Annotated in this window: 24 protein-coding genes; 16 read left to right on the top strand and 8 right to left on the bottom strand. The window is 47.8% G+C overall.

What is annotated here, in order from left to right:
• Positions 1-493 precede the first annotated feature (493 nt).
• From DYD21_RS00285 to DYD21_RS00260, 6 genes are all read right to left on the bottom strand, one after another.
• Positions 494-3,028, bottom strand: a complete 2,535-nt coding sequence (locus DYD21_RS00285; RefSeq protein WP_116030708.1) for a prolyl oligopeptidase family serine peptidase — start codon at positions 3,026-3,028, stop codon at positions 494-496.
• Positions 3,029-3,573: 545 nt separating this feature from the next.
• Positions 3,574-4,227: a CDGSH iron-sulfur domain-containing protein gene (locus DYD21_RS00280; RefSeq protein WP_116030706.1), complete on the bottom strand. Its 654-nt coding sequence runs from the start codon at positions 4,225-4,227 to the stop codon at positions 3,574-3,576.
• Positions 4,228-4,635: 408 nt separating this feature from the next.
• The gene (locus DYD21_RS00275) at positions 4,636-5,031 is read right to left on the bottom strand and encodes a VOC family protein (RefSeq protein WP_116030704.1); all 396 of its coding nucleotides are present in this window, start codon (positions 5,029-5,031) and stop codon (positions 4,636-4,638) included.
• A gap of 85 nt (positions 5,032-5,116) precedes the next feature.
• On the bottom strand, positions 5,117-5,734 hold the full coding sequence (locus DYD21_RS00270) for a YceI family protein (protein WP_116030702.1): 618 nt from the start codon (positions 5,732-5,734) through the stop codon (positions 5,117-5,119).
• Between the two features lie 102 nt (positions 5,735-5,836).
• Positions 5,837-6,436 (bottom strand): DNA-3-methyladenine glycosylase, encoded by a 600-nt coding sequence (locus DYD21_RS00265; RefSeq protein WP_116030700.1) that lies wholly within the window; start codon positions 6,434-6,436, stop codon positions 5,837-5,839.
• Positions 6,436-7,359, bottom strand: a complete 924-nt coding sequence (locus DYD21_RS00260) for a YihY/virulence factor BrkB family protein (protein WP_116030698.1) — start codon at positions 7,357-7,359, stop codon at positions 6,436-6,438. Before DYD21_RS00260 ends, DYD21_RS00265 begins: the two co-directional genes overlap by 1 nt.
• A 150-nt stretch (positions 7,360-7,509) precedes the next feature.
• Here DYD21_RS00260 and DYD21_RS00255 point away from each other — a divergent pair, with 150 nt between their 5' ends.
• The 14 genes from DYD21_RS00255 to DYD21_RS00190 all read left to right on the top strand — a co-directional run bounded on the left by DYD21_RS00255 (position 7,510) and on the right by DYD21_RS00190 (position 19,958).
• On the top strand, positions 7,510-8,706 hold the full coding sequence (locus DYD21_RS00255) for an amino acid ABC transporter substrate-binding protein (RefSeq protein WP_116030695.1): 1,197 nt from the start codon (positions 7,510-7,512) through the stop codon (positions 8,704-8,706).
• 108 nt (positions 8,707-8,814) lie between these two features.
• Complete coding sequence (locus DYD21_RS00250) at positions 8,815-9,027, top strand: addiction module protein (protein ID WP_158551355.1); 213 nt, start codon at positions 8,815-8,817, stop codon at positions 9,025-9,027.
• A 208-nt stretch (positions 9,028-9,235) separates the two neighbouring features.
• On the top strand, positions 9,236-9,721 hold the full coding sequence (locus tag DYD21_RS00245; protein WP_116030691.1) for a hypothetical protein: 486 nt from the start codon (positions 9,236-9,238) through the stop codon (positions 9,719-9,721).
• 108 nt (positions 9,722-9,829) lie between these two features.
• Entirely contained in the window at positions 9,830-10,894 is a 1,065-nt protein-coding gene (locus DYD21_RS00240; RefSeq protein WP_116033358.1) for a PorV/PorQ family protein, read from the top strand.
• Positions 10,895-11,214: 320 nt separating this feature from the next.
• On the top strand, positions 11,215-12,147 hold the full coding sequence (gene miaA, locus DYD21_RS00235) for a tRNA (adenosine(37)-N6)-dimethylallyltransferase MiaA (RefSeq protein ID WP_116030688.1): 933 nt from the start codon (positions 11,215-11,217) through the stop codon (positions 12,145-12,147).
• Positions 12,148-12,184: 37 nt separating this feature from the next.
• The gene (gene purS / locus DYD21_RS00230; protein WP_116030686.1) at positions 12,185-12,442 is read left to right on the top strand and encodes a phosphoribosylformylglycinamidine synthase subunit PurS; all 258 of its coding nucleotides are present in this window, start codon (positions 12,185-12,187) and stop codon (positions 12,440-12,442) included.
• Positions 12,439-12,771, top strand: a complete 333-nt coding sequence (locus tag DYD21_RS00225; protein WP_233505455.1) for an ATP-dependent Clp protease adaptor ClpS — start codon at positions 12,439-12,441, stop codon at positions 12,769-12,771. The genes purS and DYD21_RS00225 overlap by 4 nt, the downstream gene beginning before the upstream one ends.
• 4 nt (positions 12,772-12,775) lie before the next feature.
• Positions 12,776-13,477, top strand: coding sequence for a phosphoribosylformylglycinamidine synthase subunit PurQ (gene purQ / locus DYD21_RS00220; protein ID WP_116030681.1), 702 nt, complete (start codon positions 12,776-12,778; stop codon positions 13,475-13,477).
• A gap of 3 nt (positions 13,478-13,480) precedes the next feature.
• Entirely contained in the window at positions 13,481-14,509 is a 1,029-nt protein-coding gene (locus DYD21_RS00215; RefSeq protein WP_116030679.1) for a M42 family metallopeptidase, read from the top strand.
• 19 nt (positions 14,510-14,528) lie between these two features.
• Positions 14,529-15,266 (top strand): LPS export ABC transporter ATP-binding protein, encoded by a 738-nt coding sequence (gene lptB, locus DYD21_RS00210; RefSeq protein WP_116030677.1) that lies wholly within the window; start codon positions 14,529-14,531, stop codon positions 15,264-15,266.
• Positions 15,267-15,720: 454 nt separating this feature from the next.
• Positions 15,721-16,038 (top strand): rhodanese-like domain-containing protein, encoded by a 318-nt coding sequence (locus DYD21_RS00205; protein ID WP_116030675.1) that lies wholly within the window; start codon positions 15,721-15,723, stop codon positions 16,036-16,038.
• Between the two features lie 112 nt (positions 16,039-16,150).
• On the top strand, positions 16,151-17,518 hold the full coding sequence (gene mgtE, locus DYD21_RS00200) for a magnesium transporter (RefSeq protein WP_116030673.1): 1,368 nt from the start codon (positions 16,151-16,153) through the stop codon (positions 17,516-17,518).
• 195 nt (positions 17,519-17,713) lie between these two features.
• Positions 17,714-18,256, top strand: coding sequence for a gluconate 2-dehydrogenase subunit 3 family protein (locus tag DYD21_RS00195; protein ID WP_158551354.1), 543 nt, complete (start codon positions 17,714-17,716; stop codon positions 18,254-18,256).
• Position 18,257: 1 nt separating this feature from the next.
• Positions 18,258-19,958 carry a GMC oxidoreductase gene (locus DYD21_RS00190; protein WP_116030669.1) on the top strand — a complete coding sequence of 567 codons (1,701 nt, stop codon included), beginning with the start codon at positions 18,258-18,260 and terminating at the stop codon, positions 19,956-19,958.
• 22 nt (positions 19,959-19,980) lie between these two features.
• Here DYD21_RS00190 and DYD21_RS00185 read toward each other — a convergent pair whose 3' ends face one another.
• Both DYD21_RS00185 and DYD21_RS00180 read right to left on the bottom strand, forming a co-directional pair.
• Positions 19,981-21,075, bottom strand: coding sequence for a Gfo/Idh/MocA family protein (locus DYD21_RS00185; RefSeq protein WP_116030666.1), 1,095 nt, complete (start codon positions 21,073-21,075; stop codon positions 19,981-19,983).
• Positions 21,076-21,248: 173 nt separating this feature from the next.
• The gene (locus DYD21_RS00180; RefSeq protein WP_116030664.1) at positions 21,249-22,376 is read right to left on the bottom strand and encodes a hypothetical protein; all 1,128 of its coding nucleotides are present in this window, start codon (positions 22,374-22,376) and stop codon (positions 21,249-21,251) included.
• A gap of 111 nt (positions 22,377-22,487) precedes the next feature.
• On the opposite strand from DYD21_RS00180, the gene DYD21_RS00175 reads away from it, so the two are divergent.
• Positions 22,488-23,738, top strand: coding sequence for an Nramp family divalent metal transporter (locus tag DYD21_RS00175; protein ID WP_116030661.1), 1,251 nt, complete (start codon positions 22,488-22,490; stop codon positions 23,736-23,738).
• Positions 23,739-23,759: 21 nt separating this feature from the next.
• A complete protein-coding gene (locus DYD21_RS00170) occupies positions 23,760-26,666 on the top strand; it encodes a PD40 domain-containing protein (protein WP_116030659.1) in 2,907 nt (968 codons plus the stop codon).
• Positions 26,667-26,796: the final 130 nt, after the last annotated feature.

Genomic DNA, 26,796 nt, shown 5'->3' with positions numbered 1-26,796 from the left:
TGATAATGAAGACTTTATACAAACTGCTTTTGATTGATATGGAGTTTATTTTAGAGTGTCCCCCTTCGGGAGGCTATGAGAAAACTACCTTCCAAAGAAATCGCACCTAAATAAGTTAAGATTTATGTCTTTTCCATCGTCACCAGTCCTTCTGACTCACCCCCGCCCCCTCTCTACCGCGCCCTGGCGGGACTTGCCAGAGAGGGGAGCTTCGGAATGAGTTTTACAACTTTAAAATGTCAGGAGTGCTAAACAGGTTACAGGAATATTTGCACAGCCTCTCGAAGGGGATAATGGGGGATGGCCTGCTGAGCTTCACAACAAGAGATGGACGCTTCCGAACTCAGGAAGTCATCCCCCTGCTCACATCGTTCGCTTCCCCTTTCCCCCAATGGGATGCCCGCGGCAAAAGGGGGACTATTATCTTTTTCGTTCAGAGGGTCGGGGAATTAAACCATTTATGATTAAATCACTCCTCCGCCTGCTCGTCTTCCTATTCATCAGTATAACTCCGCTGGTAGCCGTCCTCTTTCAGGTAAAAATCGAGCCAGTCAACCCAGCGGGTCCACATATCGAGCAGGGTTTCTTCTGCTGACGGGCCATGGCCTTCGTGCGGATACATATAGAGAGCCGCATCTTTACCGAGACCGTTGAGCGCGTGAAACATCCGGTTTGAGTTGGTCGGCCAGGTGCCCACATTCTGATCTTTCTCCCCGTGATACATCAGCAGAGCGCCGTCAATCCGGTCAGCCCAAAAAATGGGAGACATCTGCATGTAACGGTCGGCGCCCCGCCAGAGATCGCTTCGTTCCCGCTGAAAGCCCATCGGTGTAAGAGTTCGGTTATAATTTCCTGCACCGGCAATCCCTGCCTTAAAAAAGGATGTGTGAATCATAGCGTTGGAAGCGCCAAATGCGCCATAACTATGTCCGCCAATCGCCATTCGGTCACGGTCGATATAACCACGGGCAGCTGCGCTATCGATCACCACAGTGCTGTTCTGTACGATGCTCCAAACAAAACTATCGTTGGATGTACCGCGCTCGCCTACAATCGGCCAGTCGGGTTTAAGGACCGCATATCCTTCTTTCACCATAATATCGGCCGTTCGGGCACCTATTCTCGGATAACTGTTTTTATTGTAGGTACGGAGCCCTTCATTGTACGACTCCTGGTCATTAAATTCGCGCGGGTAGTGCCAGATCAGACCGGGAAGCGGCGAGCCGTTCCAGTCGTTTGGCATCACAACTTCCATCCAGAACTCATAGCCGTCGGCTCGTTTCAGCTTGATCCGCTCGCGATAGGTCTGGGTTACAGCTTCGTTATAATCCTGGTTATCCGTGAGTTTGGTATACTCTTCCGTTTCCCTGGAGTAGAGCCAGGAATCGGGCAAAATTTCTGAAGACTGGCGTTCTACAATCATCTCATTCAGATCGTCATCCAAAGCAGCCAGCATCCGCTCAAACTGGTCTTCTGAACTCTGGAAGATACGCTCGGTCTCTTCTTCCGTTATCGTAACGCGGTCTACGAACGGCCGCGGCGCCTGCTCTTCATAATCCTCGAAATACTCGGTACCACGAAGGTAGACGTGATTTTCATCGGAAGAGAGTTTCACTACCCGAACACCCATTGAGCCGGTTTCCTCCATCAGGTTACCGGGATTTTCATAAAAATCATCACGATCGTAATCGTAAATCGTGTAGGTGCTGTCGGGTTGCTCCGTGTAAACCGCGTACAGCTTTTCGTTTCCGCTTCGGCGTTCGGTAATAAAAAGGATTTCTGCATCATCAGAGTATGAAACAGAGCTCATTTCCCTGTCCGCCGGATAAACAACCGAAAGGTCATCATCTCCGAATGGAGGCAGCCACTGCATCACGCGGTCAGCCGGTTTTGAATCAGAATCCCCGTTTTCTTCTTCATCTTCACCGTTTTCCTCCGGTTCTTCATCATTTTTTTCATCTTCCGGTTTTAGAAGCAGACTCAGTCCGTTACCATCGGGCCTCCACTGAATATTGCGGCGCCCAAAATCTTCGAATTCGTCAGCATCGGGATTTCCGACCCGAAGATCTGATTTTCGCAGTTCGGTAAGCGTAGTACCGTTGAGGTCCCAGATCTCTTCTGTCCAGCCAAAAAGCGATGCCGGCACGATATAAGAGAACGGCTTCTCCGTTTTCTGAACAATTACGTGATTACCATCCGGGGATGCATCAAAACTTCTGAACATCACCGGTTCGCCGATCAGGTTAATGGATCGCCTGTTGACACCCACTTTGGCGAGCTGACCTGTGACAAAATGTTCCAGCAGATCTGCCTCGTGGCGATCTTTCAGCAACGATTGATAGGTTCGCAGGCGATTTTCTCCGGGAGATGTGGTACGCACCTGGAGTGCATTAGATGTTTGCGGTGCGGATGGAGCTGAAGATCGACCTTCAGGGACAAATACTGCAAATATAGAATTTCCATCCCCCGACCACTGGAATGATGTTACAGAAGTGGCGAGAACCGGGCGGTTGGTCAGGAGTGTAGACTGGCCCGATTCCATTTCGGCCACATAAATGAACGTAGCATTTTCATAGTGTGCAAAATATGCGAGGCGTTCACCGTCAGGCGACCAGCTTGCATTTGTAATTGTTGCATTTCCGGGCGTGCTTATCGTTCGCGATTCACCGTTACGTGCGTCAATCAGTTCCAAACCGACAGTTGGTGTACGGGTGTTGAACGAGCGGTGACGGCTGGCCCGCGGATCAACCTGCAGGCCGGCCAGGTTGTGATGCGGTTTTGCCAGTGAAGATAGCGGGGAAAGTCCGCTCTGAACCGTATTCAAAAACCATTCGCCGGATGGGCTGAGATTACTCAAAGTTACATTTTCGTGGCGGGGAGCGAGAACCTCATCTGAAATGGATTCCGCAGGCGTGAGATATCCATCACTAAAATCCGGGCCATTTTGTGAAACGGCTGTGTTTGGAGCTGAGAGCTGTAATGAAAAGAGAAGTATCAGAAATGAAAAAAATGAGTATCGCAATGTCATATAAAAATAGGTTGAATGAAAGTAAGCAGGAAGAAAGTTAAATGATGTATGCTAATCAATGACTCAACCTAAATTCTCATCAATCTGTCTCCCTTTTCATTTAATTTTACAATTAACCTCTCGCCTGTTCAAATCATTGGAATTCATTTCGGATTCAGAACTCAATAGTGCGGAATAGAATCAGGGCGTTGAAACAGTTTTAAATGCCGTCCTTCGGTCAAAAAATGAACAATTGTTCGTAGAATGTATTGGTTTTATAGATCAGGTAGATGAAGTTATTCACAACGATTGGTCCTTTAAAAACCTGACCAACCGAACTCAGGTTTACAAAAAAAAATAAAAAAGAGTGCTTAAGATTTACCCGTTATGGCTGATAATAACAGTGAGTACATGAGGATCGGTTTGTGATTCCTCGAACTGGCTTTCGGGGTGATCAAAACGAGGGGGGCGGAAAGAGATTTCCGCCCTTTTTTATTTATGGCTGATTGTATTACAAACCTATCTGGAGATTCGTTTTTGTAAGAGAACAAATCCAATCCACTTATCTACCCTTTAAAACCCACTTCTTTGTGATTCCCATCGCAAAACGGTTTTGTTGCTGATTCCCCGCAACGGCATAGCGCCACACCTTTGTCACTTGTGAGCGGGTCCATCGAGCCGGATTCCACGGTGTAGGTGCCCTCAAGAATAGCAGGGCCATTCTTCATCAGCTTCACGATGAGCTTATCACTTTCCCCGTTTTCCGGAGCGGGAAGTTTAGACGAATCGGCATTTGTGCCGGCTTCAAAATCAAATTTTTTGTGGGAGTTGTCGCAGGCGGGCTTATTGACAGACGCACCGCAGCGGCACAAAGCAAATCGCGTATCCTCCAGTATGGTATTGCCCTCATGATCCTGAACTTCAATATCACCGAACATGTAAACCGGGCCATCTTTTTGCAGAAGGATTCGGTTTTTAGATGATGCAGATTCGGTCCGATCGGAATTTTCCATCTCATAATGAAGCGCACCGGTCGGGCATTTTTCAATGACATCGGCAACCGCATCGGCATCGGCCAGTTCCGGCTTGATCCACGGCTTGCGCTTTGGATTAAAAACATCGGGCAACCCATTCACACATTCTGCCGCGTGGATGCATCGCTTTACATCATACTTTACTGTGATATCCTTGGCTTTGTATTTCAAAATCTTTTCTTCCATGATGCGCCTGTAGTGTTAGATTTCAGTCTTTTTCCATTTCTGACCAAGTAAAGCTTTTGAATCGTAAGTTGAAAATTAAATCCGGATGCCCTGCAGGCAGTATCAACGTGAAAACTGCTGCCAGGTTCTGAAGGAAGAGATGTCATGGGCATTGGATTAACGCCTTGAACGCCCACCGCGAATTTTTCTTTAATTTTCTTCCAACCTGAGTTCGATTAAAAAATGGCAAAATCAGTTCAAAAAAGGGCGTTAGTTAAACTAACTCGTCAAAAATTATGTCATGCCGGACTTAGATCCGGCATCTCCTGCCTTTGTTAAGGAAAGTAGATCACGTCCCGAACGCTCGGATGCGAGATGACGCCCTTGTTTGACTGATTTTATGATTTACGTCATATTTAAGAATCGAACTCAGGTTTCCAATATTGCGGCCTCGTTTACCTCAATCCAGTAGCCATCCGGATCTTTAAAATAGACCTGCCGAATTCCGTCTGCCCGGACGTTAATCTGATCCGGCTCACCCTTTGAGTTGTGCTGACGAACGCCATTCTCCTCAAGTTGACGGATAAAAGCATCAAACTCTTTTAGCCGGAGCGCAAGGTGCAGCCCAACATTGGTTTCAATTCCGGTTTGATCACCTTCCACCACATGAAGTTCACTGCCATCGCCGAGAGAAAACCATCGGATATACTCTTTTTCCGTGCGGTTTTTGATCTCCTTTAGTTTCAGCACCTCTTTGTAAAATCGCGCGCTTTCGTCCAGACTGTTAACTTTAATGGTGTAGTGATCGAACGTAAGATTAAACATGATTGGAATTCCAGAATAGGTTGAGTAAAACAAAAAAAACCGCAAGAATCACTCCCTGCGGCTTAAAAGGTATACATTTAACAGATCAGATGCCTGTTGTCAATTCCAGATTCAGCTCAATGTTTACCCGGTCGCCTACAACAGCAGTAGCGGCCCAATCGCCGACACCCACTCCGTAGTCGGTTCTCATCAATTCAGCATTTGCCACAATTCCGGCAACGCGCGTGTTTTCTCTCATCGGATGATCCATCACACCTAAAAGCGAAAACGGAAGTTCAAATTCGTGGGTTACGTCGCGGATTGTCATCGTACCAATCGCTACAAATTCGTTATCACCGCGGCTTTCAATGCTTGTGCTGTTGAATGTGATGGTTGGCCACTGCTCAGCATTGAAGAAATCTTCAGATTGCAGGTGACCATCGCGCCGGTCGTTTCTTGTATTGATACTATTAACCGGAATCACCACATCTAAACTGCTCCCTTCGAGATTTTCCGGATCGAATAACACGGTTGCTTCATAATCTTCGAACGTTCCATCAACCGGAGTAAAGAAGTGATTGATTTTAAAATTGATCGCGCTGTGTGATTTGTCGATCTCCCACGCTGTGGAGCGCAGATTTTCTTCATGATCACCATTGGCAAGGATTGTACCCGAAAAGGCAAAGAAAAGTAAAAAAAGTGAGGTTGTAATTTTGTTCAGCATAACCGTGTAATTTAATGTTAGATATTAATTGTTTGATAAATCTTCAGCGATAAACCAAGGCAATTCAACAATCGTTTCATTAAACATTAAACTATTTTACACCTATCTAAAAAGACCGCTATCAACGGTAAAACGCCATTTACGAAGTGCATCTTCCCCTGCATAGTCCACCCCTATACGTTTTGAGGCTTCAATATGTTCATCAGAAATTTCCTGCCTGCGTTGTTCAATCCAGAGCAGGGGTTCGGAGAGGGCGCTCCCGGTCATGTTGGTATGAATGGCAAGCGCCTGGGAGAGTTTCCCGGGGCCATCGGTGAGATGTTTGATCTTTTCCATCCCCCGGCGTTTTTTCATGATTTCAACTCCGTTCAGCGGCTGAAGTGCACGAACAAGCACAGCGTCTGCCAGCCCCTCCCGGTTCGTAACCACATTAAACAGGTGATGAATTCCATAACAGAGATATACATAACAGTGGCCGGGCGGACCATACATCACTTCGGTGCGATCCGTGCGGGTTCCGTTGTTGGCGTGGCACGCTTTGTCGTTTCGCCCGCAGTACGCCTCCGTTTCGACGATAATTCCTGAGGTGTGTTCTCCATCAAAAAATGTGTGAAGTGTGCAGCCAAGCAGATCTTTACTGACCTGAACCACATCCGGACGTGCATAAAAATCGTGGCCGGGAAGTGCCTCTTTGTTAATCATCAGGAAATAGCGGTATAAGGATTTTTTTCGATCGACGGCTGATCTTCTTCGTACACATCCTGGTATGCGCGGGCCAGTATTGCGGTGATCACAAAAAGTGCGGCCGTGTAAAACACCCAAACGCCGATAATTACGATAACCGTATAGCCCTGGTAAAAATACCGGTATGCGGTGAAGGCGTATTCAATATAAAGACCAACGCCATATTTGGCGGCTTCAAAAAGAATGGTATAGGTAAGTGCTGAAAGCAGAGCTACTTTTCTCGTGATTCGTTTTTCACTGATATACCTGTAGATCACATAGAACAAAATGGGAGTGAAAATTACGGGAACCAGAAAATTCAGCACATCACTGAGCCAGCCTAATACAATCACCGTATCCGTAACGGGAATTACGATGGAATCGAGCGGATAGAGTGTAAGCAGCGAAATTGCAATCGTGAAGAAAAGAAAAACACCGCCCACCACACCAAACGTAAAGAAATTGTAGACCAGCTCAAGGATCGGGTGTTTTCTTTCCTCGATATCATACACTTCAAACAGCACATGTTTGAGGGATTGAAACAATCCCTGGGCAAAAAACATCAGCACTATCAGACCGACAATCCCGAAAATTCTCCTCGCTTCCACAAGCGGCATAATCAGTGCTTCGAGAGTAACTACGCCTTCGATGACATCTCCTCCCTGCGTTTCGTAGGTAAATGTAGGGAAAAGTTCGCGGGCATAGCGCATCAGCTCATCGAAAGCCGCTTCTGCAGATAGCACATATCCAAGGAAGGAGATCAGTATCAGTGAAAATGGTATCGCACAGAGGAACAAGTTGAACGTAATTGCGGAAGCATTAAAAAAAATGTTCTTTTTCAGCGCCAGGCGTGCGGCAAGGCGGCAGTACTCTTTAAATTTATTCCAGCTTTGTCCGGGCATAGTTTTAAAAATACGCCTTAGCCGCCTCAATGCAAATATCCGCTGATCGTTTTTGAAGAGGAAAATCGAGAGCGGTTTTTCTATTTAAATCATATTTAACCATATTCTTCTGTGAACCGAAAAACTATTGCGCATTAATCATTCCGAACGATGGCCTATCATCCCGCTTCCACGTTTTCAACCCGTTTAATTTCTGCCTTCATCCTGGCTGTTTTTCTTATGGCAACAGCTTTTATACCAAATGATGATCCGCCCATCCGTATCGGTGCCACGATGTCAGAAACCGGGGCGTACTCCACGCAGGGTATTCCGGCGAGGGACGGATATCTGCTTTGCGAGAAACATCTCAACGAACAGGGCGGCATACTTGGACGAAATATTGAATTTTTGATTTACGATGATGAATCGAGCACCGACCGGGCAATTGCTCTTTATGAGCAGCTCATTACCGAAGATGAAGTTGACCTGGTGATGGGTCCGTACGGTTCAACTCTGACCGAAGCGGTAGCTCCCGTCACGGAAGCGCATAAAATGGTTCACATCTCCCCGCTGGCGGCAACTACGTCCATCTGGGAACAGGGACGCGAATACCTGTTTATGGTGCTGCCCCCGGCAGAATATTTTCTTGCCGGTTTGATTGATATGGCGGACCGGAATGGCCTGCAGTCGGTTGCCATCATCCAGGAAGATCAGCTTTTTCCTAAAGCTGCCGGATCAGGCGCCGTTGAAATGGCACGGGAACGAGGCATGAACGTACCGGTTATATACACCTACCCATCCGGTCTGGATGATTTTTCTCCAATTCTTAATCTCATCAAATTTAGCGATGTAGACGTGATCGGGATGGCGGCTTCCTCACTGGGCGATTTTACGGCCGTTGTTCGCGGCATGAAAGAGCTGGATGTGAACGTGCAGATGTTTGGCACATCAGGCGCCGTAACTGAATTCCGGGATGAACTGGGGGAACTGGCCGAATATGCGTACGGACTCTCCGCCTGGGAGCCGGGCCTGCCAAATCCCGGCATCGAAGAGTTTACAGAGTCGTATGAAGAAGAGTTTGGCCGGCAGCCCAGTTTTCACGCTGCGGGAGCGTACGGAAGCTGTCAGCTTTTTGCGGAGGCGATTGAACTGGCCGGCACTCTTGATTCGGACGCCATCCGTGACGAGCTGCTAAATCTCGAAACCACAACCATTTTCAGCGACTTTGCCGTGGATGAGCGCGGATATCAAACCGCAAACCGCGGGTTGATTATCCAGTGGCAGGATGGCGAAAAAGTGATCGTCTGGCCTGATGACCTCTCACAAACCGAACCCCGTTTTCCGACGCCGAAATGGGATGAGAGGTGATGAATGGGCGGGATAAATAATAATTAAAGTTCGCAAAATTCTGATGATAGGGTACTTTCTTACCCATTTTTAAAGAAATTGAATACTATGAATCTTAGTCGAACTATTATGAAAGACACACTTAGCAAAGAGATTGAAAAGCTAAATACGAGTGAGAAACTGCTTTTGGTAGAATCTCTGTGGGATTCCATCGCATCCGAGCCCGAGGATGTTCCATTACCAGAACATCATAAAACCATTTTGGATGAGCGTCTAAAAACTCTTGATGAGGATAGAGAGAAGGGAGAGCCCTGGAGCGAATTCAGAAAAAATTATTTATAAGGTATTGTGGGCAAACCATTCATAATTACCCCATAAGCTCAACGTGATTTTGACAAAACGTATTGGTGGTATGAAGAACCAGTACCTTCACAATACCACTCAAAATGACAAATTCGCGTTTTGGGATTTTAGCAGAGTTGGTCGCCTAGCCACTTAGCCGCAAGACCGTTAGTTGTTTGATTGAAACCGAAATTTCAAAACTTATATTTTGAATAAAAGAGATACTGAAAACATAGTTTCAGCAATTGAAAATCTTATCGATAAATCCGGAGAGTTAATAAACATACATGGCGTTAATTCAAAACCTGGTTCAATATCGTCGAAGGAATTAGAAACATTTCAACGTCCCCTGTCCCTAAAAACAGCATATAGTCAAGGTCATACCTTTGTCGAAGTGGCATGCGACCAACTAATGGCCTTTTCTAGAACTCTTAAAGAACCAATCCAAACAGTAGCGCCATTTACATGTAGTCGTTCAGTCTTAGAGTCGTGTTCATTAGCTGTTTGGTTACTAAATAATGAAATAACTGCCGAGGACAGAGTTAAACGTAGTTTATCTTTTAGGTTTGAAGGAATGGTTCAGCAAAAAAAGTTGGCCAACTCCTCTAAATCGAAAAATGGACTTGAGGTTATTGATATTCAAACCAATAAAATAATCAAGATTGCTCAAGATATGAGTTATCCAATATTCTAACCGCTCTTTTCACCGGAGGTATATGATCGGGTCATTTTATTCGTTCGTTTGTTATCTGCCGGTAAGAAATCCTATATTGGGGCACCAGATTCAACCATATTTTTTTTCGTGAAGTCATTTCTAATTCTCTTAATCGCTGCATTCTTCTGCATTTCTGATGTTGCGGCACAGTCGTTCACCAACGCCAAGTATGGCGGTGATTTTATGTCTGTAGGTGCCGGGGCTCGCGCACTCGGCATGGGGAGCGCTCACGCAGCAATCTCTAACGACGTCACCTCAGCTTACTGGAACCCCGCCGGACTGGCGCACGTGGAGAGAATCGATATCGCCTACATGCACTCCGAACGGTTTGCCGGGATTGTCAGCTACGATTACGGCGCCATCGCCTACCCGCTGAGAGATTCTGATGCCACCATCGCACTGAGTTTCTTTCGTCAGGGTGTGGATAACATCGCCAATACGCTGAACGCCTGGGACCGCGAACGCAACCTGCCCCGCGAAAATGTGCAGGACTATATCGAAGAGTTCAGCGTCGCCGATATGGCATTTATTCTCTCCTATGCCACAAAGGCCAGTGATCGCCTCTCCTGGGGAGTGAACGCCAAAGTGATTAACCACAGATTGGGCCCTTTTGCCGATGCCTGGGGATATTCACTAGATGCCGGCACGCAGATGCGGTTTGGTAACACCGTGGTTGGACTGCACGTAATGGACCTGACCACCATGATGAAATTCTGGTCGATCAACCGTTCCGAATTTGGTGATTTTGAAGAGACTTTTGGAGATGAAATTCCCACCGGGCAGAATGAGCGGGTGCTGCCAACGGTAAAACTTGGTGCCGGACACTCCCGGGAATTCGGCGACTTTCTGGTCACCGCAGCTGCCGATGTAGATGTTCGCTTCGAAAATCGCCGGGCGTACTTTATCAATCTTGGCAGAGTAAGTTTTGAACCGCATCTTGGTGTGGAATCAACTTACAAAAACCGGCTCAGCCTTCGCGCCGGGCTCACGGATGTCACCACCGATCCCGACAGAAGCGTCTACATTTCACCCACCCTCGGCGCCGGACTCCACCTGCGCGCAATTTTTGTGGATTACGGATTTGCCAACTTTGGTGGTGCTTCCAGCGTTCTCGGAGTTACCCACCGGATTTCTTTGAGAGTTACGATCTGATCTCATTCAGGCTAATTATCAATCCACTAATACAGTACCTTAGTCATCGGATGAGATATTCATAATTTAGATTTTGATCCGGTGTGGTTCGATTTTTATTAAAAACCTGAGTTCGATTCTTGAATTAGAGTTAAGAAAGTCCCCCTTTGAAAAGGGGGATTGGGGGGGATGTCCATCAGATCTGTGAATAAACCGATGAACACCCCTCTAAATCTCCCCTTTTTAGGGGAGACTTGATACCGAATAAATGAAATATTTATGAATCGAACTCAGATTAAAACTCATCCGATGACACCATAGCAGTAACCAAAAACCGATTCATGAAACAGCGAATAATGATCGCCGGGGCGACGGCATCGGGAAAAAGTTCTCTGGCTGTAGCACTTGCTGAGCAGATTGGCGGTGAAATTATCTCCGTGGATTCGCGTCAGTGTTACAGGCAAATCAACGTTGGAACGGCGAAACCGACGCAAGAGCAGCTCGATGCGGTTCAGCACTTCAACATTTCTAACCTCGATCTCGATGAAGAAGATTCCGCCATGCAGTTTCACAGCCGTGCAGAAACGTGGGCAGATGAGATTGAATCGCGTGGCAACACGGTGATCTACTGCGGCGGCAGCACCTTGCATCTGCAGAGCCTGGTTCGTCCGCTGGATGACATGCCCTCATCAAACCGGGAAAATATTAAACAGCTTGAAGCGGAACTGGATCAGCACGGGGTTGACGCCCTTTTTAAAAAACTGCAGCAGGTTGATCCCGAATACGCCGAAAAAGCCGACGGCACCAACCACCGGCGGATCATCCGTGCTTTGGATGTCTGGATGCAGACCGGGAAGCCGTTTTCTTCCTATCACACCAAAAACAAATTCCGGCAGCCGGATAATATCCAGGTTTTTGCCACGCACTGGCCGCGAAAAATACTCCATCAAAGAATTGAGGAGCGTTGTGATGAGATGATTAAAAACGGCCTTGTTGAGGAGACAAAATCAATTCTGGCCAAAGGATATTCCCCGGAACTTCAGGCGCTGCAAACGGTAGGTTACAAACAGGTGATTCAATATCTGAATGGAGAAATCGACCGCGAACAGATGATCAAAGATTTTAAAACGGCAACCCGGCGCTATGCCAAGAGGCAGATCACCTGGCTGCGGCGATGGCCGTTTCTCACGTGGCTCGACTGCAGCAAACATAGCCGGAGCGAACTTATCGAAACGATTCAACATCAGGTAGCGGCTGACGTGAATAAAGGTTAACTTTCAGGTTGTCATCAAACCGCTGAAAATTCATTCTATGTATAAAGCAAACGTAAATATTACACTTCGCAAATCCATCCTCGATCCAAAAGGAAAAGCGGCGCACCACGCGCTCCACAACCTGGGGCTTAACAGCGTGGAGGGTGTCCGTATCGGGAAATTTATTGAACTCGATATCGATGCAGAATCCGAAAAAGAGGCCTTAGTAATTGCCGAAAACGCCTGCACACAACTCCTGGCTAATGAAGTGATGGAAGATTACGAGATTGAAATCACAAAACCTGTTACGGAATGATACATCCCTTTCACTTACATAGGATGCAGGCAGGGGAGCAATCCCCCAAAAAAGCACCTGAAGTGGAGGTTATGGTTGCAACGGAGGAGGAGGAATCGGAAGCCACTCCCTGGCGGCTGATTCTTTACGATGATGACGTCCACACATTCGACGAGGTGATCAATCAGCTCATCAAAGCATTGAGCTGCAGCCACGAAAAGGCGGAAGAGATCACCCTGAAAGTACATAATGACGGCAAGGCCCTGGTGTATGAAGGGGCTTTCGAAGAGTGCCTGAAAATCAATTCAGTATTGCAGGAAATTCAACTAATTACAGAAATTAAAGGATAAGAACGTGTCAAAACAGATCGGCGTAATTGTATTCCCGGGCTCCAACTGCGACCACGACGCCTACCACGCGATGAGCAAAGTGATGGGCGCCACAACCAAATTTTTATGGCATAAAGATACCGACCTCTCGGGAATCGACCTGCTCATTATTCCCGGCGGGTTCTCGTATGGCGATTATCTCCGCTCAGGGGCCATCGCGCGATTTTCCCCCATCATGCAGTCGGTTGTGGAGTATGCGGATGCGGGCAACCCGGTGATGGGAATCTGCAACGGATTCCAGATTCTGCTGGAGGCAAACCTGCTGCCCGGCGCCATGCTGCATAACGAAAAACTGCGGTTTGTGTGCAAAAATGTGAATATCCGCGTAGAAAAGTCGGGGTCGATATTCACCTCAAAGCTGAACAAAGGCGACGTCCTGAATATCCCCGTATCACACGGTGAAGGAAACTATTTTATTGATGATGACGGCCTTAAAGAGCTGAATGACGCTGAACAAATCCTGTTCCGCTATTCTGATGCGGATGGAAACCTCACCAAAGAGTCGAATTTCAACGGTTCGGTTGACAACATCGCCGGAATTTTGAACAAAAACGGCAATGTTCTCGGTATGATGCCCCACCCCGAACGCGCAATGGAATCCGTGCTCGGCAATACGGACGGCAAGATTCTGTTTGATTCCATTTTTGATGAACTACAGATCGCCTGATTGATGGACCTCGAACTCCTGAAAAAAATCGTGGAAACTCCCGGAGCACCGGGGCACGAAACGCCCATCCGAAAAGTCATTGAGGAGCAGATTAAACCTCACGTGGATGAAGTTTTCACTGATCCGATCGGCAACCTGATTGCCCGCAAAAAAGGGGATGGTCCCAGGGTGATGATGGCTGCGCATATGGACGAAATTTCGCTCATCACTACCCATACCGACGACAACGGCTTTATCCGGTTCTCTACACTGGGCGGGTTTGATCCCGAGACGCTGGTCAACCAGCGGGTTTGGGTACACGGCACAGAAACCGTTCCCGGAGTAATCGGCGGCAAACCGATCCACACGCAGACCGATGAGCAGAAGAAAGCAAAAACGAAACTGAAAAATTTGTTTATCGATACGGGCCTTTCAGGGGATCGGGTGAAAGAGATTGTGCGCGATGGCTCCACCGTTACGCGGATGGGTGAACTGATGGAACTGGGTGACTGCCTGACCGGCAAATCGCTCGATAACCGAATTTCTGTATTTATTCTGATTGAAGCCCTGAAACAGGCCGCATCAACAAATGCTGATATTTACGCTGTTTTCACCGTTCAGGAGGAGGTCGGCATCCGGGGCGCACGTGTTGCAGCGCAGCGCATCCAGCCGGAAATCGGCATCGCACTCGACACCACGATTGCCAATGATCTGCCCGGATCGGGAGATCATGAAGCGTGTACAAAACTCGGCAAGGGCACCGCTATTAAAGTGATGGACAAAAGTGTGATCTGCACGCCATCGCTTGTAGAATTTCTTGAAGAGCTGGCCGGCAGAAATAACATTACTCACCAGCGTGAAGTATTAACAGCTGGCGGCACCGACACCTCCGGCATGCAGTATCTTGTTGGAATCGGCAGCCATGTTTCCTGTATTTCCACACCCACCCGCTACATCCACAGTACGGTTGAGACCGTATCGAAGACGGATGTTGAAGAGGGCATCAAGCTCACCACGGCCTGCATTGAATCGATCGGCGGCTACTCCATGTAACTTTTAAACACCCGAAGCCATGCTTAATCTTTACAGCGAAAACCTGGTGAAAAGCTATCGCGGCCGGGTAGTGGTAGATCACGTTTCCATCAATGTAAAGCAGGGTGAAATTGTGGGGCTGCTTGGCCCGAATGGAGCGGGTAAGACGACCACATTTTACATGTTTACGGGCGTGATCCGTCCCAACAAAGGAAACGTGTACCTGAACGACAAGAAGCTGACCAAAAAACCGATGTACCAGCGGGCCCGAATGGGAATCGGGTACCTGTCGCAGGAGGCGAGCGTGTTCCGGAATCTTACTGTCCGGCAGAATCTCGAATCGATTCTTGAATTTCACTCGGTGCCCAAAAAAGAGATCCGCGAAAAAGCGGATCAGCTGATTGAGGAGTTTGGGCTGCAGAAAGTGGTGAATAGCAAAGGGATCAGCCTTTCAGGTGGTGAACGCCGCAGAACAGAAATTGCGCGCGCACTAATTACCGATCCGAAATTTATCCTGCTTGATGAACCGTTTGCGGGCGTTGACCCGATTGCTGTGGAAGATATCCAGGAGATTGTGGCGGATCTTGGAAAGCGAAATATTGGCATCTTTATTACCGATCACAACGTTCACGAAACCCTGGCGATCACCGACCGCGCCTACCTGATGTTTGAAGGAAAAATTTTACGTGAAGGAACCGCTGAATCGCTCGCCGAAGATGAAGAGGCAAAAGAACTCTACCTCGGCCGTCAGTTTAAGCTCGACCGGTATAAAAAATAAAAATTGGTTCTACAGCCCCAAATGTTTTGGGTTGTGGGTGATTTTTTTAAAGCTTTTAAATATCCTTTGACAATGTCGGAAAGAAATAGAGAATCTTAAAATATGGATTTTTTTTACCACGAGGGCACCAAGACTCGAAGTACCACGAAGTGTATAATAATCAAATTATTAGCCTTCGTGAAACCTTCGTGTTTTCGTGACTTCGTGGCCGGAACGGTTGATGGTTTATTGCCCTTAATTCTATCATTTTCCTACAGATTTTCGTCGTCCACAACAATTCCTGTAAAACTTAAAAATTAAAGTTTCCTTGATGAAAATCCGTTCTCTGATCATTTAAAAAACAGCACTCAAACAACATAAGGAGATGCATCATCCCCCGAAGGGAGCCCTTTCAGAGGAATGGGGCATGACATTTCAATTATCAAATAAAATCACCCTCTAAAAACCCAATCCCATGCAGGAAACCACTGTAGTAGAACTGAAGAAAAGACAAGATTCCGGAGATTCATTTACTCTGCTTGATGTCCGTGAGCATCATGAAGTGCACATCTCAAAAATCGAAAATAGTACACTGATCCCGCTTGATGATCTCCCCTCCCAACTGGATGAGCTCGATAAAAACCAGGAAATCGTAGTTATGTGTCGTTCCGGCGCCCGAAGTGCAAAAGCCTGCACCCTGCTAATGGAGAACGGGTTTGACCAGGTTTCAAACCTGAAAGGCGGAATTAACGAGTGGTCTAAAAAAATTGACCCGTCGCTGCCTGTCTACTAAGACGCCTCAATATTTTTGGCAATACATTTGACATATATCGTATTCTGCCCTGCAATCGGTATCAATATTTCTAATTATTACCGGCTAACCAATCTAAAATCCAGGCGAAATCATGATTCTTGAACCGGATATTCTTCAATCCTACCGCGAAACTTTTGAAGCGCATCTTGCTGAAAACAAAATTGATGAAGCAGTAATCAGCGCCCAAAACATTTCAGCAGGTCGGGTTGCACAGGTGCTTACCAATCGTGATTACAATGTAATAATTCCATTCCTGGAAAAAGCCGATCAAAAACAGGCCGGGCAAATCCTGGCTCATTTCTCACCGGAAATGTCCGTTGAGGTTCTGGAACAGATGGATCCGAAAATTGGCTCTACACTGCTTGATGACATCCCGATCGATCATGCCGCCGATATTATGCAGCTCATGGATCAGGATGAAGCCTCAGAGCTTTTCAGCATGATCAACCCGAACCTGGAGGCGATGATTCGTGACCTGATGCGCTACGAATCAGGTACGGTTGGCGCGGTGATGAACTCCCATTTTACAGCTGTGAAAAAGGGGGCGAGTATTGCGGATACAATGCTTGCCATAAAAGATGCACCGGTGCAGATTGAGAATAAAAATTACGTTTTTGTTGTGAATAAAAAGGGGACACCCGAAGGCGTTATATCCATGAAAGACCTGATCCGCACCAACCCTAAAAAGCTTGTGGATGAAATCATGACTCAAAATGTGGTTGCGGTGTACACTGATGACGATGCTCTGGAATCCGCTCAGCTGCTCAGAAATCGCCGGTTCCAGATGCTTCCTGTTTTGAATGAAGAAGATCGCATCGCTGGCGTGCTTCTGCTGGACGATGCGATTGAAATTTTATCAGAAAATATGGCCGATATGTTTATGCATATAGGTGCTGCTTCTGCTGACGAATCGTTTTATACACCGCCGCTTGGATCCGTGAAAAAGCGCCTGCCGTGGATGGCCGGTAATGTGTTTCTGAACCTTGGTGCAGTTGCGGTTATCGCCTCTTTTGAAGCAACCATCGAGGCCATTGCCGCTCTGGCTATTTTTCTTCCAATGATTACCGACATGGGCGGAAACGTGGGTATCCAGGCGCTATCGGTTTCGATTCGGAGTATCGCCTTGGGAGAAGTTCGTCTCAGCGAATACTGGCGGGCAGCAAAGAAGGAGATTGTCGTTGGGCTGATTAACGGGCTTGCACTTGGTGCGCTGTTCGCAGTGATTGCATATATCGTTCAGGCCAATATGATACTCGGCCTGGTTGCCGGCGCCGCGCTTGGAATTAACGTGCTCGTTGCCGGAATTGTAGGAGGTACGCTCCCCTTTCTCATCAAACGGTGGGGCGGCGATCCCGCAATGATGACCGGCCCGGTACTGACGACCATTACCGATATCACCGGTGTGACGATCTACCTGGGACTGAGTACGTATTTTCTGATGAGTTTAGTGGGCGGGTAAACAGATCGCACAATCAGCAATATAACACAGAGCCTTCCGGCCATTTTCTGCTTGATGTTTATCGATTTTTTAATAGATTGGCTTAACAGTTTCTGTGTTGATATATTTTGCACTATCGAAATAAACAGCTCTCTTATGAGTTGTTATCTATGATTTACAGCCACATTTAGCCTTGCTTCTATGAACAGACGCGAAATGCTCAAATACACCGCCCTTATAACAGGCGGTGCCCTTTCCGCTTCTTTTACATCGGTTTTTTTATCCGGCTGCTCAAAGCCGGAAACAGACACGTCTGAACTGCACTTTTTCGGAGAAGATGCATTTGAACGGGTTTCTTTGATGGCCGATACAATCCTTCCGCGAACCGACAGCCCCTCCGCAACGGATGTGAACGTTCATCATACCATTGATACCATGATAGGCCTGGTATTCGATATGGATTTTAAAACCAGCTTCAGAGAACAGTGGGAAGAGCTAGAACTCTTTCTTGACGACCGGAATTTTTTGAATCTGAGCCAATCGGAGCGGGTAGAACTGGTGCGGAGTATCGAGTTGAACAACGGAGTTTGCACATCATCCGCTAAACGTGCGTATACAGAGCTTAAACAGCAGACGATTGCGTATTATCTGACAACCGAGGAGATCGGTAAAAATTATCTCAACTACCTTCCCATACCGGGAGATTACAGACCCACTATAACCATTGATGAAGTAAATAACAGAGCCTGGACGATATAATATGGAAAAATCAGATTCAAAAGATTTTGATGCTATTGTAATTGGTTCGGGAATCAGCGGCGGTTATGCAGCCATGGAGCTCTGTAAGAAGGGATACAAAACCATTGTACTCGAACGCGGACGCATGGTAAGGCACGGAGAGTATCCTACGGCAAACGATGACATTTGGGAGCTCCCTTATCAAAACAGGGTACCCCGTGAAGAAATTGAGCAGCACTATAATAAACAGGACCGGCTCCCCTGGTGGGTTCGTCAGGATAATAAGCACTGGATCAATAAAGATGATGAATATCCATATGAGGAAGATGCGCGTTTTGACTGGATTCGCGGCCATCATGTAGGCGGCCGTTCACTGATGTGGGGGCGGCACTGCTATCGCTTCAGTGATCTTGATTTTGAAGCCAATAAAAAAGAGGGAATTGCCATCGACTGGCCGATTCGCTATGCAGATATTGAGCCGTGGTACGACTATGTAGAGCCTTTTGTTGGCATCAGCGGTCAGGCAGAGGGATTGAAGCAGGTTCCCGACGGAAAATTTTTAAAACCCTTCCCCCTGAACGCGGCTGAACAGCATTTGCGGGAATCCGTAGCGCAAAAATACCCCGGCCGTGTGGTAACACCCGGGCGTGTCGCAAACCTTTCGGAATATGATCCCGAAGTGCATAAAGGAAATCGGGGACAGTGCGTTGTGCGTGACCGCTGCTGGCGCGGCTGCCCGTTCGGTGCTTATTTCAGCAGTCAGTCGGCTACTCTGCCGGTTGCTGAGGAGACAGGAAATCTAACGGTTCGCCCGTTCAGTATTGTGAAAGAGATCGTTTATGATGAAGATTCCGGAAATGCCACCGGTGTTCGTTTGATTGATGCCGAATCCAAAGAAGAGATTGAAATATCAGCGAGAATTATTTTTTGCTGCGCCAGTACGGTGGGATCTACAGCAATTTTACTGAACAGCCGCTCAGAAGCGTTTCCCAACGGGCTGGGCAATTCAAGCGGTGAACTGGGCCATAACATGATGGACCACCATTATGGAATGGGTGCAGCGGGAATCCTTCCTAAGCTGGAAGATTCCTATTACTCGGGCCGCAAGCCTGTTGGGTTTTATATCCCGAGGTTTACAAACCTGGATGAAGAGACAAAACAGAGTGATTATTTGCGTGGATTCGGTTACCAGGGTTCAGCCCAGCGAATTCCCGAATATCCGGAGGGTGTGATTGGTGAAGAGCTGAAAGAGATCATCTTTCAGCCGGGATCCTGGCAAATCAGGATGACCTGTTTTGGTGAGCTGCTCCCTTATCATGAAAATCGAATGTACCTCAATTTCAATAAAACCGATCAGTACGGCATTCCCATCATCACGTTTGATGCTAAACTGCGTGAGAATGAGGAGAAACTTCGCGAGCACGGGGTTCAGTGCGCGGTAGAGATGCTGGAAGCCGCAGGATGTGTGAATATTACATCAAGCAACAACGCCACTGCAGTTGGAGCCTGCATTCACGAAATGGGTACCGCACGAATGGGGCACGACCCGGATACGAGCGTACTGAATCGCTGGAATCAGCTGCATGAAGTTCCCAACGTTTTTGTGACGGACGGCTCCTGTATGACCAGCGCCGGAACTCAAAACCCAAGCATCACCTACATGGCACTTACTGCCCGGGCCGTGGATTATGCAGATAGCCAGATATCGAACGGTACTTTATAAGCCTGTTTTTGCCTCGAAATAATTACAACTCAACCCATTCATTGCCATTGGCAGCAGATTTAAAAATGGCATCCACAACAACCATATCGGCCAGCCCTTCCTCGCCCGGTACGACAGGTTGTGTGCTGTTTTTGATGGCAAGGGCATCGTTATCCATCTGGCGCGCCTGCTGATGATTGGGATCTTCAGGAAGCTCTGTGCCGCTGCTGGTTTCTCCCTGGACGCCAGTATAAGATAAAAATGGTTCCAGCCGATACCAGCCATCCGTGCAGTCGACCTCAAGATAGTTCATGTTATTACCGAAACTGGTTTTACAGTTTGCAATCATTCCGTCAGGAAATTCAAGATCAAAATCCATGTGTTCATCCACATTGGGAAATATATCGGTCCTGTCAGTCCACTGTTTTGCACGAACGGCAACCGGTTCCATTCCGGAAGAGTAACGGGCTGCATTCAGCGGATAAACGCCCATATCGTACATGGCACCACCGCCCATATTGGCAACCGTTCGCCAGGTCCCTTCCAGAAAGCCTCCGTTAAATCCGCCACCGGAGCGAATCTCTGTAATCTCGCCATAGGTTTCGTCTTGGCCATACCCTATGATGGTTTGGGTGTTGGGTTCGTGCTGCATTCTGTAACCAATGGTCAATTGCACCCTGTTTCTTTCGGCCGCACGTATCATTTCCCTGCACTCCTCAGCATTCATAGCCATCGGCTTTTCGCACCATACGTGTTTACCCGCTTCGGCCCCTATGATTGAGTATTCAGCGTGCATATTGTTCGGCAGGACGATATACACGATATCAATATCATCATTATTAGCGATCTGGTGCATATTCTCATAATTATAGACGTTGCTGTCTTTTATGCCATACCGCTCCTGCCAAACCGGAATTTTCTCGGGTGAACCAGTGACAATTCCGCGAAGTTCACAGTGTTCTGTCTCCTGAAGACCGGGGGCCAGCTGGTTGGTACTATAATTCCCAAGCCCCACCAGGGCTACTCCCAGTTTCTCATTTTTTCGGGGAATAATGATGGATGGAAAACCTATGGATGAAACTGCCAGTGCCGATCCTGCCCTGACCAAAAAATCTTTACGGGAAATGTTTTGCGCCATTTTCTTACCTGTTTAGTTGAGTATTAACACTCTAAAAATGGCAAAAAAAATGTAAATTCAAATAGATATCAGATCGTTTTTTATATGGTTACTAAATCTGTATTTAACAAAAAAACGCAGTGCCGAACCAAATCGACACTGCATTTTTTTAATTGATTACGTTTTGAATCCACTCAGAACCGGAATTCAGCTGCTACGGTGGCTTTCAGCGGCATCTGATCGCGCGGAAGCATATATACGTTGCTCCCCGTTTCACGTCCTTTCGCAGCAAGCCAGTTCAGCAGGTCCACATCACCGTTTGAAGGCTCATCTGTGAGGTGAACTTCGTGTTTCTCCTCATCATAATGTCCCCAGCGATCTTCCCCGCGGGTGATGAAAATAGTTTTCGAACGCCCCATCACCGTTGACTCTATAACGTCGGCTATGTTATTCGAAACCTTCTCATTGTTATGTTCTGAAAACTGTTCCAGAGAGCGGTACATATCCTTCAGGAAATGCTCCTGGATCACTTTCCAACCGGCACTTTTTAACTCGGCGTCTTTCATTTCATCAGGATTTGCATCTATGATATTATCAACTGTCCGGTTATAGTTATTGATTTTTTTGTAGAATGCGATATTATCTTCCAGTCCGACCATCACCAGCGGATCATTGGACTGCTTCAGCATATCCGTGATATTTTTTTCCAGTTCACGGAAGTATTGTTCAACCACAATCCTGCGGTCTTCATCTCCTGCTCCGTGTCCGAAAAACATCGCGTCGTTTCCTTCGGCACCGGTATGGAACTGAAGTTCCTGTTCAGGCGCTTCTTCCAGGTAGTCGTCAACGCTTGTATTTGCACCTTCCGGTGTGATATCACGCACTTCATTTCGGGTGCACTGAAGCAATCTTGCATTACTTCTGCTAACTGCCAGCACGTTAAAAACTCCGTCCATACTTACCATGGGCAGTATCGGTGTAATTAAAAAATGGGTATTTACGTATGCCCGCTCTTCCACATCATAGGGAAGCTTATAGTAGCTGAAATGATTTTTCGCAATATAAACCACCAGCCCATGATCCTGGTGGGTCCAGAATCGCGGTTGTTCCAGCAAATTGTGGGCTTTTTTGAGCAGTTTATCATATTCCGCCTGCTTCATTCCCATTTCATCGAGTCGTTCCTGTACTTTCGTGAGCAGGTTCTTAAAACGAATCGGATCCTGTTTCACCTCTTCCCCTTTTTTATGAGTGGGCATAGACAGGGTTATAAGCGGGTTTCCGTTTTGTTCAAGGATTTCATCAACCGTTTTTTCACTTACCATTCTTTACCTCTTGTGTGAGTTGGCGTTATGTGTAGATATTTGCTTTGTTAGTACAAAAAAAACTTTACTATAATGGTTCCAATTGAACTCAAAAGCATTTGTTTCAAAATAATGAGTAGTAATTTAAAAAAAAGCCTCGGTCCCGGATTATTAATGGCCGCTGCCGCGATTGGAGTTTCCCATCTTGTGCAATCCACCCGGGCAGGTGCAGAGTTTGGTTATGCTCTCATATGGGCCGTTTTGCTGGCCAACCTGTTTAAATATCCATTTCTGGAATTCGGTCCGCGTTACGCCATTGCCACCGGCCGGCACATGATCGACGGATATAAAAAACTCGGATCGTGGGCGATCTGGATTTTTATTCTCTTTACAACCGGAACCATGTTTGCCATCCAGGCGGCCGTTACCGTAGTTACCGCAAGTTTAGCGGCCGAGCTTACCGGCATAGCGCTCTCGCCCGGAGTCTGGAGCGCAATCATCCTGGCCATCTGCCTGCTCTTTCTTTTTAAAAACAGTTATGCCGTACTCGATGGCGTGATTAAACTCTTTATCGTCGTACTTGCGGTTTCCACACTTATTGCCGTTTGTGCCGCACTTTTCAAAGCGGAACCATCTACAACCACAGATTTTTTGGCTCCGGAAATCTGGACCGTCTCCGGCGTTGCCTTTCTTATTGCTTTGATGGGATGGATGCCGATCCCGATCGACGCCTCCGTCTGGCATTCCATCTGGACACTCGAGCGTTCAAAGCAGACCCATTACACTCCAACACTCCGCGAATCATTAACCGATTTCAATATCGGGTATCTTGGTGCGGCCCTTTTTGCCGTGGGATTCCTGGTACTCGGCGCCCAGGTGATGTACGGTACGGGCCAGGCTTTCGCCCCGAGCGCTGCGCTCTTTTCGCAACAGCTGATTAGCCTGTATACCCAAACTCTCGGTGAGTGGTCCTACCTGCTGATTACCATCTGTGCATTTTCAACGATGTTCAGCACAACCTTCACGGTAACCGACACCTACCCGCGCGTCTGCAGCCTGCTGATCCGCTCATTCAAATCACAAGAAAAAAACGACAGTCCCGGCAATCTGCAATACCGGGTTCTGCTGATCACCATCTCACTCGGATCACTCAGTTTTCTGCTTTTTATGGGAGATAGGTTTCGCCTGATGATCGACCTCGCGACAACGCTCTCCTTCCTGACCGCCCCGATCCTGGCTTTCATAAACTACCGGCTCATCTTCCACTCCGGCCTGGATGAGAAATACCGTCCTCCCGCATGGCTCAAACTTCTGGCGATCTGCGGACTCCTGTTCCTCACAGGATTTGCAATATTTTATGTATACTGGATGACAGGCTTTTAACCCCACTGTTCAGCTTTACAAATGAAGACATCTCTGCTTTTTTCTCTTCTTTTCCTGATGATCACTGCCGATCTGCAGGCTCAGTTTTACGGCACTCAATACCGCTCACCCGGGCAGAACTGGCAGCAGCTTCAGACAGAGCAATTCCGTGTAATTTTTCCTGAAAGATACCGCCAGGAAGCCGAACGGACGCTCTCGATCCTTGAACTTGAATATAGAGATATCCAGGGACTTGTTGGTGGTGAGCTGCGTGATTTCCCCGTCATTTTAAATCCCGAAAATGACCGATCCAACGGATTTGTTTCGCCATTCAACTTCCGGTCTGAGATTGAGATCGCGCCGTTCCTCGGTAAATCGCTGAGCCCCAGATCGGGCGACTGGCTGGAATCTGTTGTACCGCATGAGCTGGTACACGCCCTTCATTTCAGTGCCAATCCGCCGTCGATCGTCAGACCACTGGGGCTCTTTTCACCCGATGCCCGACGCTCTATTCACGCGGCAGCTCCGCTCGGTATTCTGGAAGGTGTTGCCGTTGAGCATGAAAGCCACAACACCATGCCTGCTTCCGGCCGAGGAAATTACCCCTATTTTAACAATCAGCTCTACGCCATGATGGGCGCAGGCAACCCGTGGTCGATGGGTCAGCTCGTTCACACCACCACCTACACCCCTCCGTTTAATCGTCACTACATCGGCGGATATGCGTTTATCAACTGGCTGCGTTCAAATTATGGTGAGGATGTAATCCGCCGGTCGATCAATCGCCACTATCAGATGCCGTTTTTTGGATTTGGCTTTGCTCTCCGAACCACAACCGGCGAGTGGCCCGGCAGCCTCTACTCCGATTTTATGGCCGATCAACGCCGGCAGGAAGCAGAGCGGCTTGATGATCTCGATGCGGATACTGATGCACTTTCAGAATCGATCCCCTTTCGGGCAACGTGCAGACGAGCCAACCGTCCGCTCACACTCAGCAATGATGACATCCTCTTTTTCGGACGATCCTGCAACCGCACCACCGGGTTTTACAAACACTCTTCCGGCAGCTCAAACAGCCGGCTTTTTTATGAAGTGACCATCACCGGCGACAACCACTACTCCCTCTCGCCGGATGGCAGCTCTTTGATCTATTCCCGCTATCATACCGATTCCATTTACGACAACCAGTTTCGCGCCGATCTCCACCAGCTCGATCTTTTCGACGGCACCTCACGGAGGATCACACGCAACCAGCGCCTCGCTTCGCCATCTTTCAGCGGCGGCAGTCTATACGCCACACAAACGGAGGGCATTACCCGACGTCTGGTAACAGTTGATCCTGAAACGGGAGAAATCACGCGCACCTACGAGATGGCGGATCACACCTCAGTTACAGCGGTGGCTCCCGGCGACAGCCGCAACGGCTCCATCGCAATTCTTGGCAAAAAACATGGCGTTCAGGCGATCTGGTTTAAAGATCCCGATTCCGAAACCGTGCTCTTTCGGGATGATCCCGATATTGTATTTGAGCGGGCCTCCATTTTTGATCCAGTTTGGTCGCCCGATGGTGAACGGCTGGTTTTTACGGCGGATGCCGGTGGTGTGATGAATATCTACGAATATCATGCTGAACAGGATGAAATCACCCAAATTACAGATTCAAGGTACAGCGCTTTCGAGGGTTCCTATGATCCGAATGAAGAAATTTTCACCTACATTATTCAGCGGGAAAATGAACAGCTCCCTGTTCGAATCGGAGTGTTACAGCTTTACGACCGGCAGCTCGACCGGTCGGAGTGGTCCGTAACCGCCGCAGTTGAACATGATCTTGACCGTCCGCTCCTAAACCGGCAGGAAGACGCGGACCGCTCTGACTGGCAGAGTTCAGATTATCGAACCGGGTTCGGATGGCTGCGGCCCAGGATCTGGCTTCCATCCATCGAGCAGATGAACGATCCTGCCGACCGGATTGGCATTTCGCTTGAAAGTGCCGATCGGATGAGTCGCCACGCCTACTCTCTTGAAGTAAGCCATTTTGCCAGGGCATTTTGGTTTGATGGCACCTACCGCTACACCGGACGCTACCCCGGCTTTGAAATTGAACTCTACAACCGCCCGTCACTCAGCACGTTTCAGATCTCTTCCGATGGAGAAACGTCCCTTCTTTCAACGATTGCTCAAAATCGCGGTGCAACGCTCTCTGTTCCTTTTCGCTACCGAATGGAACAAAATGTGCGATTTTCGTCCTTTCTCATTGAACCGAAGTTCACCGTCTCGCAAACACGGTTTACGTCGCCATCGGATGCCCGTCAGCCACTTTCCGATTTCGGAGATCCGCTCTATTCAGCCGGACTGAATACTACCCTAAATTACAATCTGCGTCAAAATACACGTGATCTGCAGCCGAATGCGGGTGTGCAGCTCTTCACACAGACAAGGTACGGTCTGAATTCGGTGCCGTTTACGCTTCAGCTTCCTGGCGGGACCGCATCCAGCACATTTTCCCAAAGAAAAGGATTTCGGGCCGGGGTGAATATTTTCGCGGCCCCGCTTCAGCGGTTCAATCAATCCCTGCGGTTGTCGGCACAGGTGTATACCCAAACACCGGCGCCCGTTTTTGATACGCAGTCCGTCATCTCAAACCTATTTGAAACCCTGCCTGCGCCGGGCGCTCCGAATCTTGGTATTGTAGGAACCCGGTATACGATCCCTTTGATTTACCCGGATGACGGTGGATTTTTACTGCCGGTATATCTCTCAAATATCTATCTCGTGCTCTTCAGCCAGACCGTAGCCGATCTGAACAATACCGCAGATTCAGCACGTACGGTACTTGGCAGCGGAATCCGAACGCGGTTTAAAATAGGTAATCTCCAGTTTGATTTGGGAATTGCCGTCGGCTGGGAGCCGGGAACCGGCCATGTGAATTATTTGGTGGGCGATTTTTGACAGAGATCTTGCAACAGGGCTTTGTTGCTGTAAAAAATATTTGTTTTATCACTCTCCAGGCTATTTAAAGTGATTTAAAAACTCCATAATTTCACTTTTAAGCTCACCTTTAACAAGATCCGGGTTAAAA

Origin of the sequence: Rhodohalobacter sp. SW132 (genome assembly GCF_003390325.1) — a bacterium.
GTDB lineage: Bacteria > Bacteroidota > Rhodothermia > Balneolales > Balneolaceae > SW132.
This window is presented reverse-complemented; position numbering and strand designations above follow the sequence as displayed.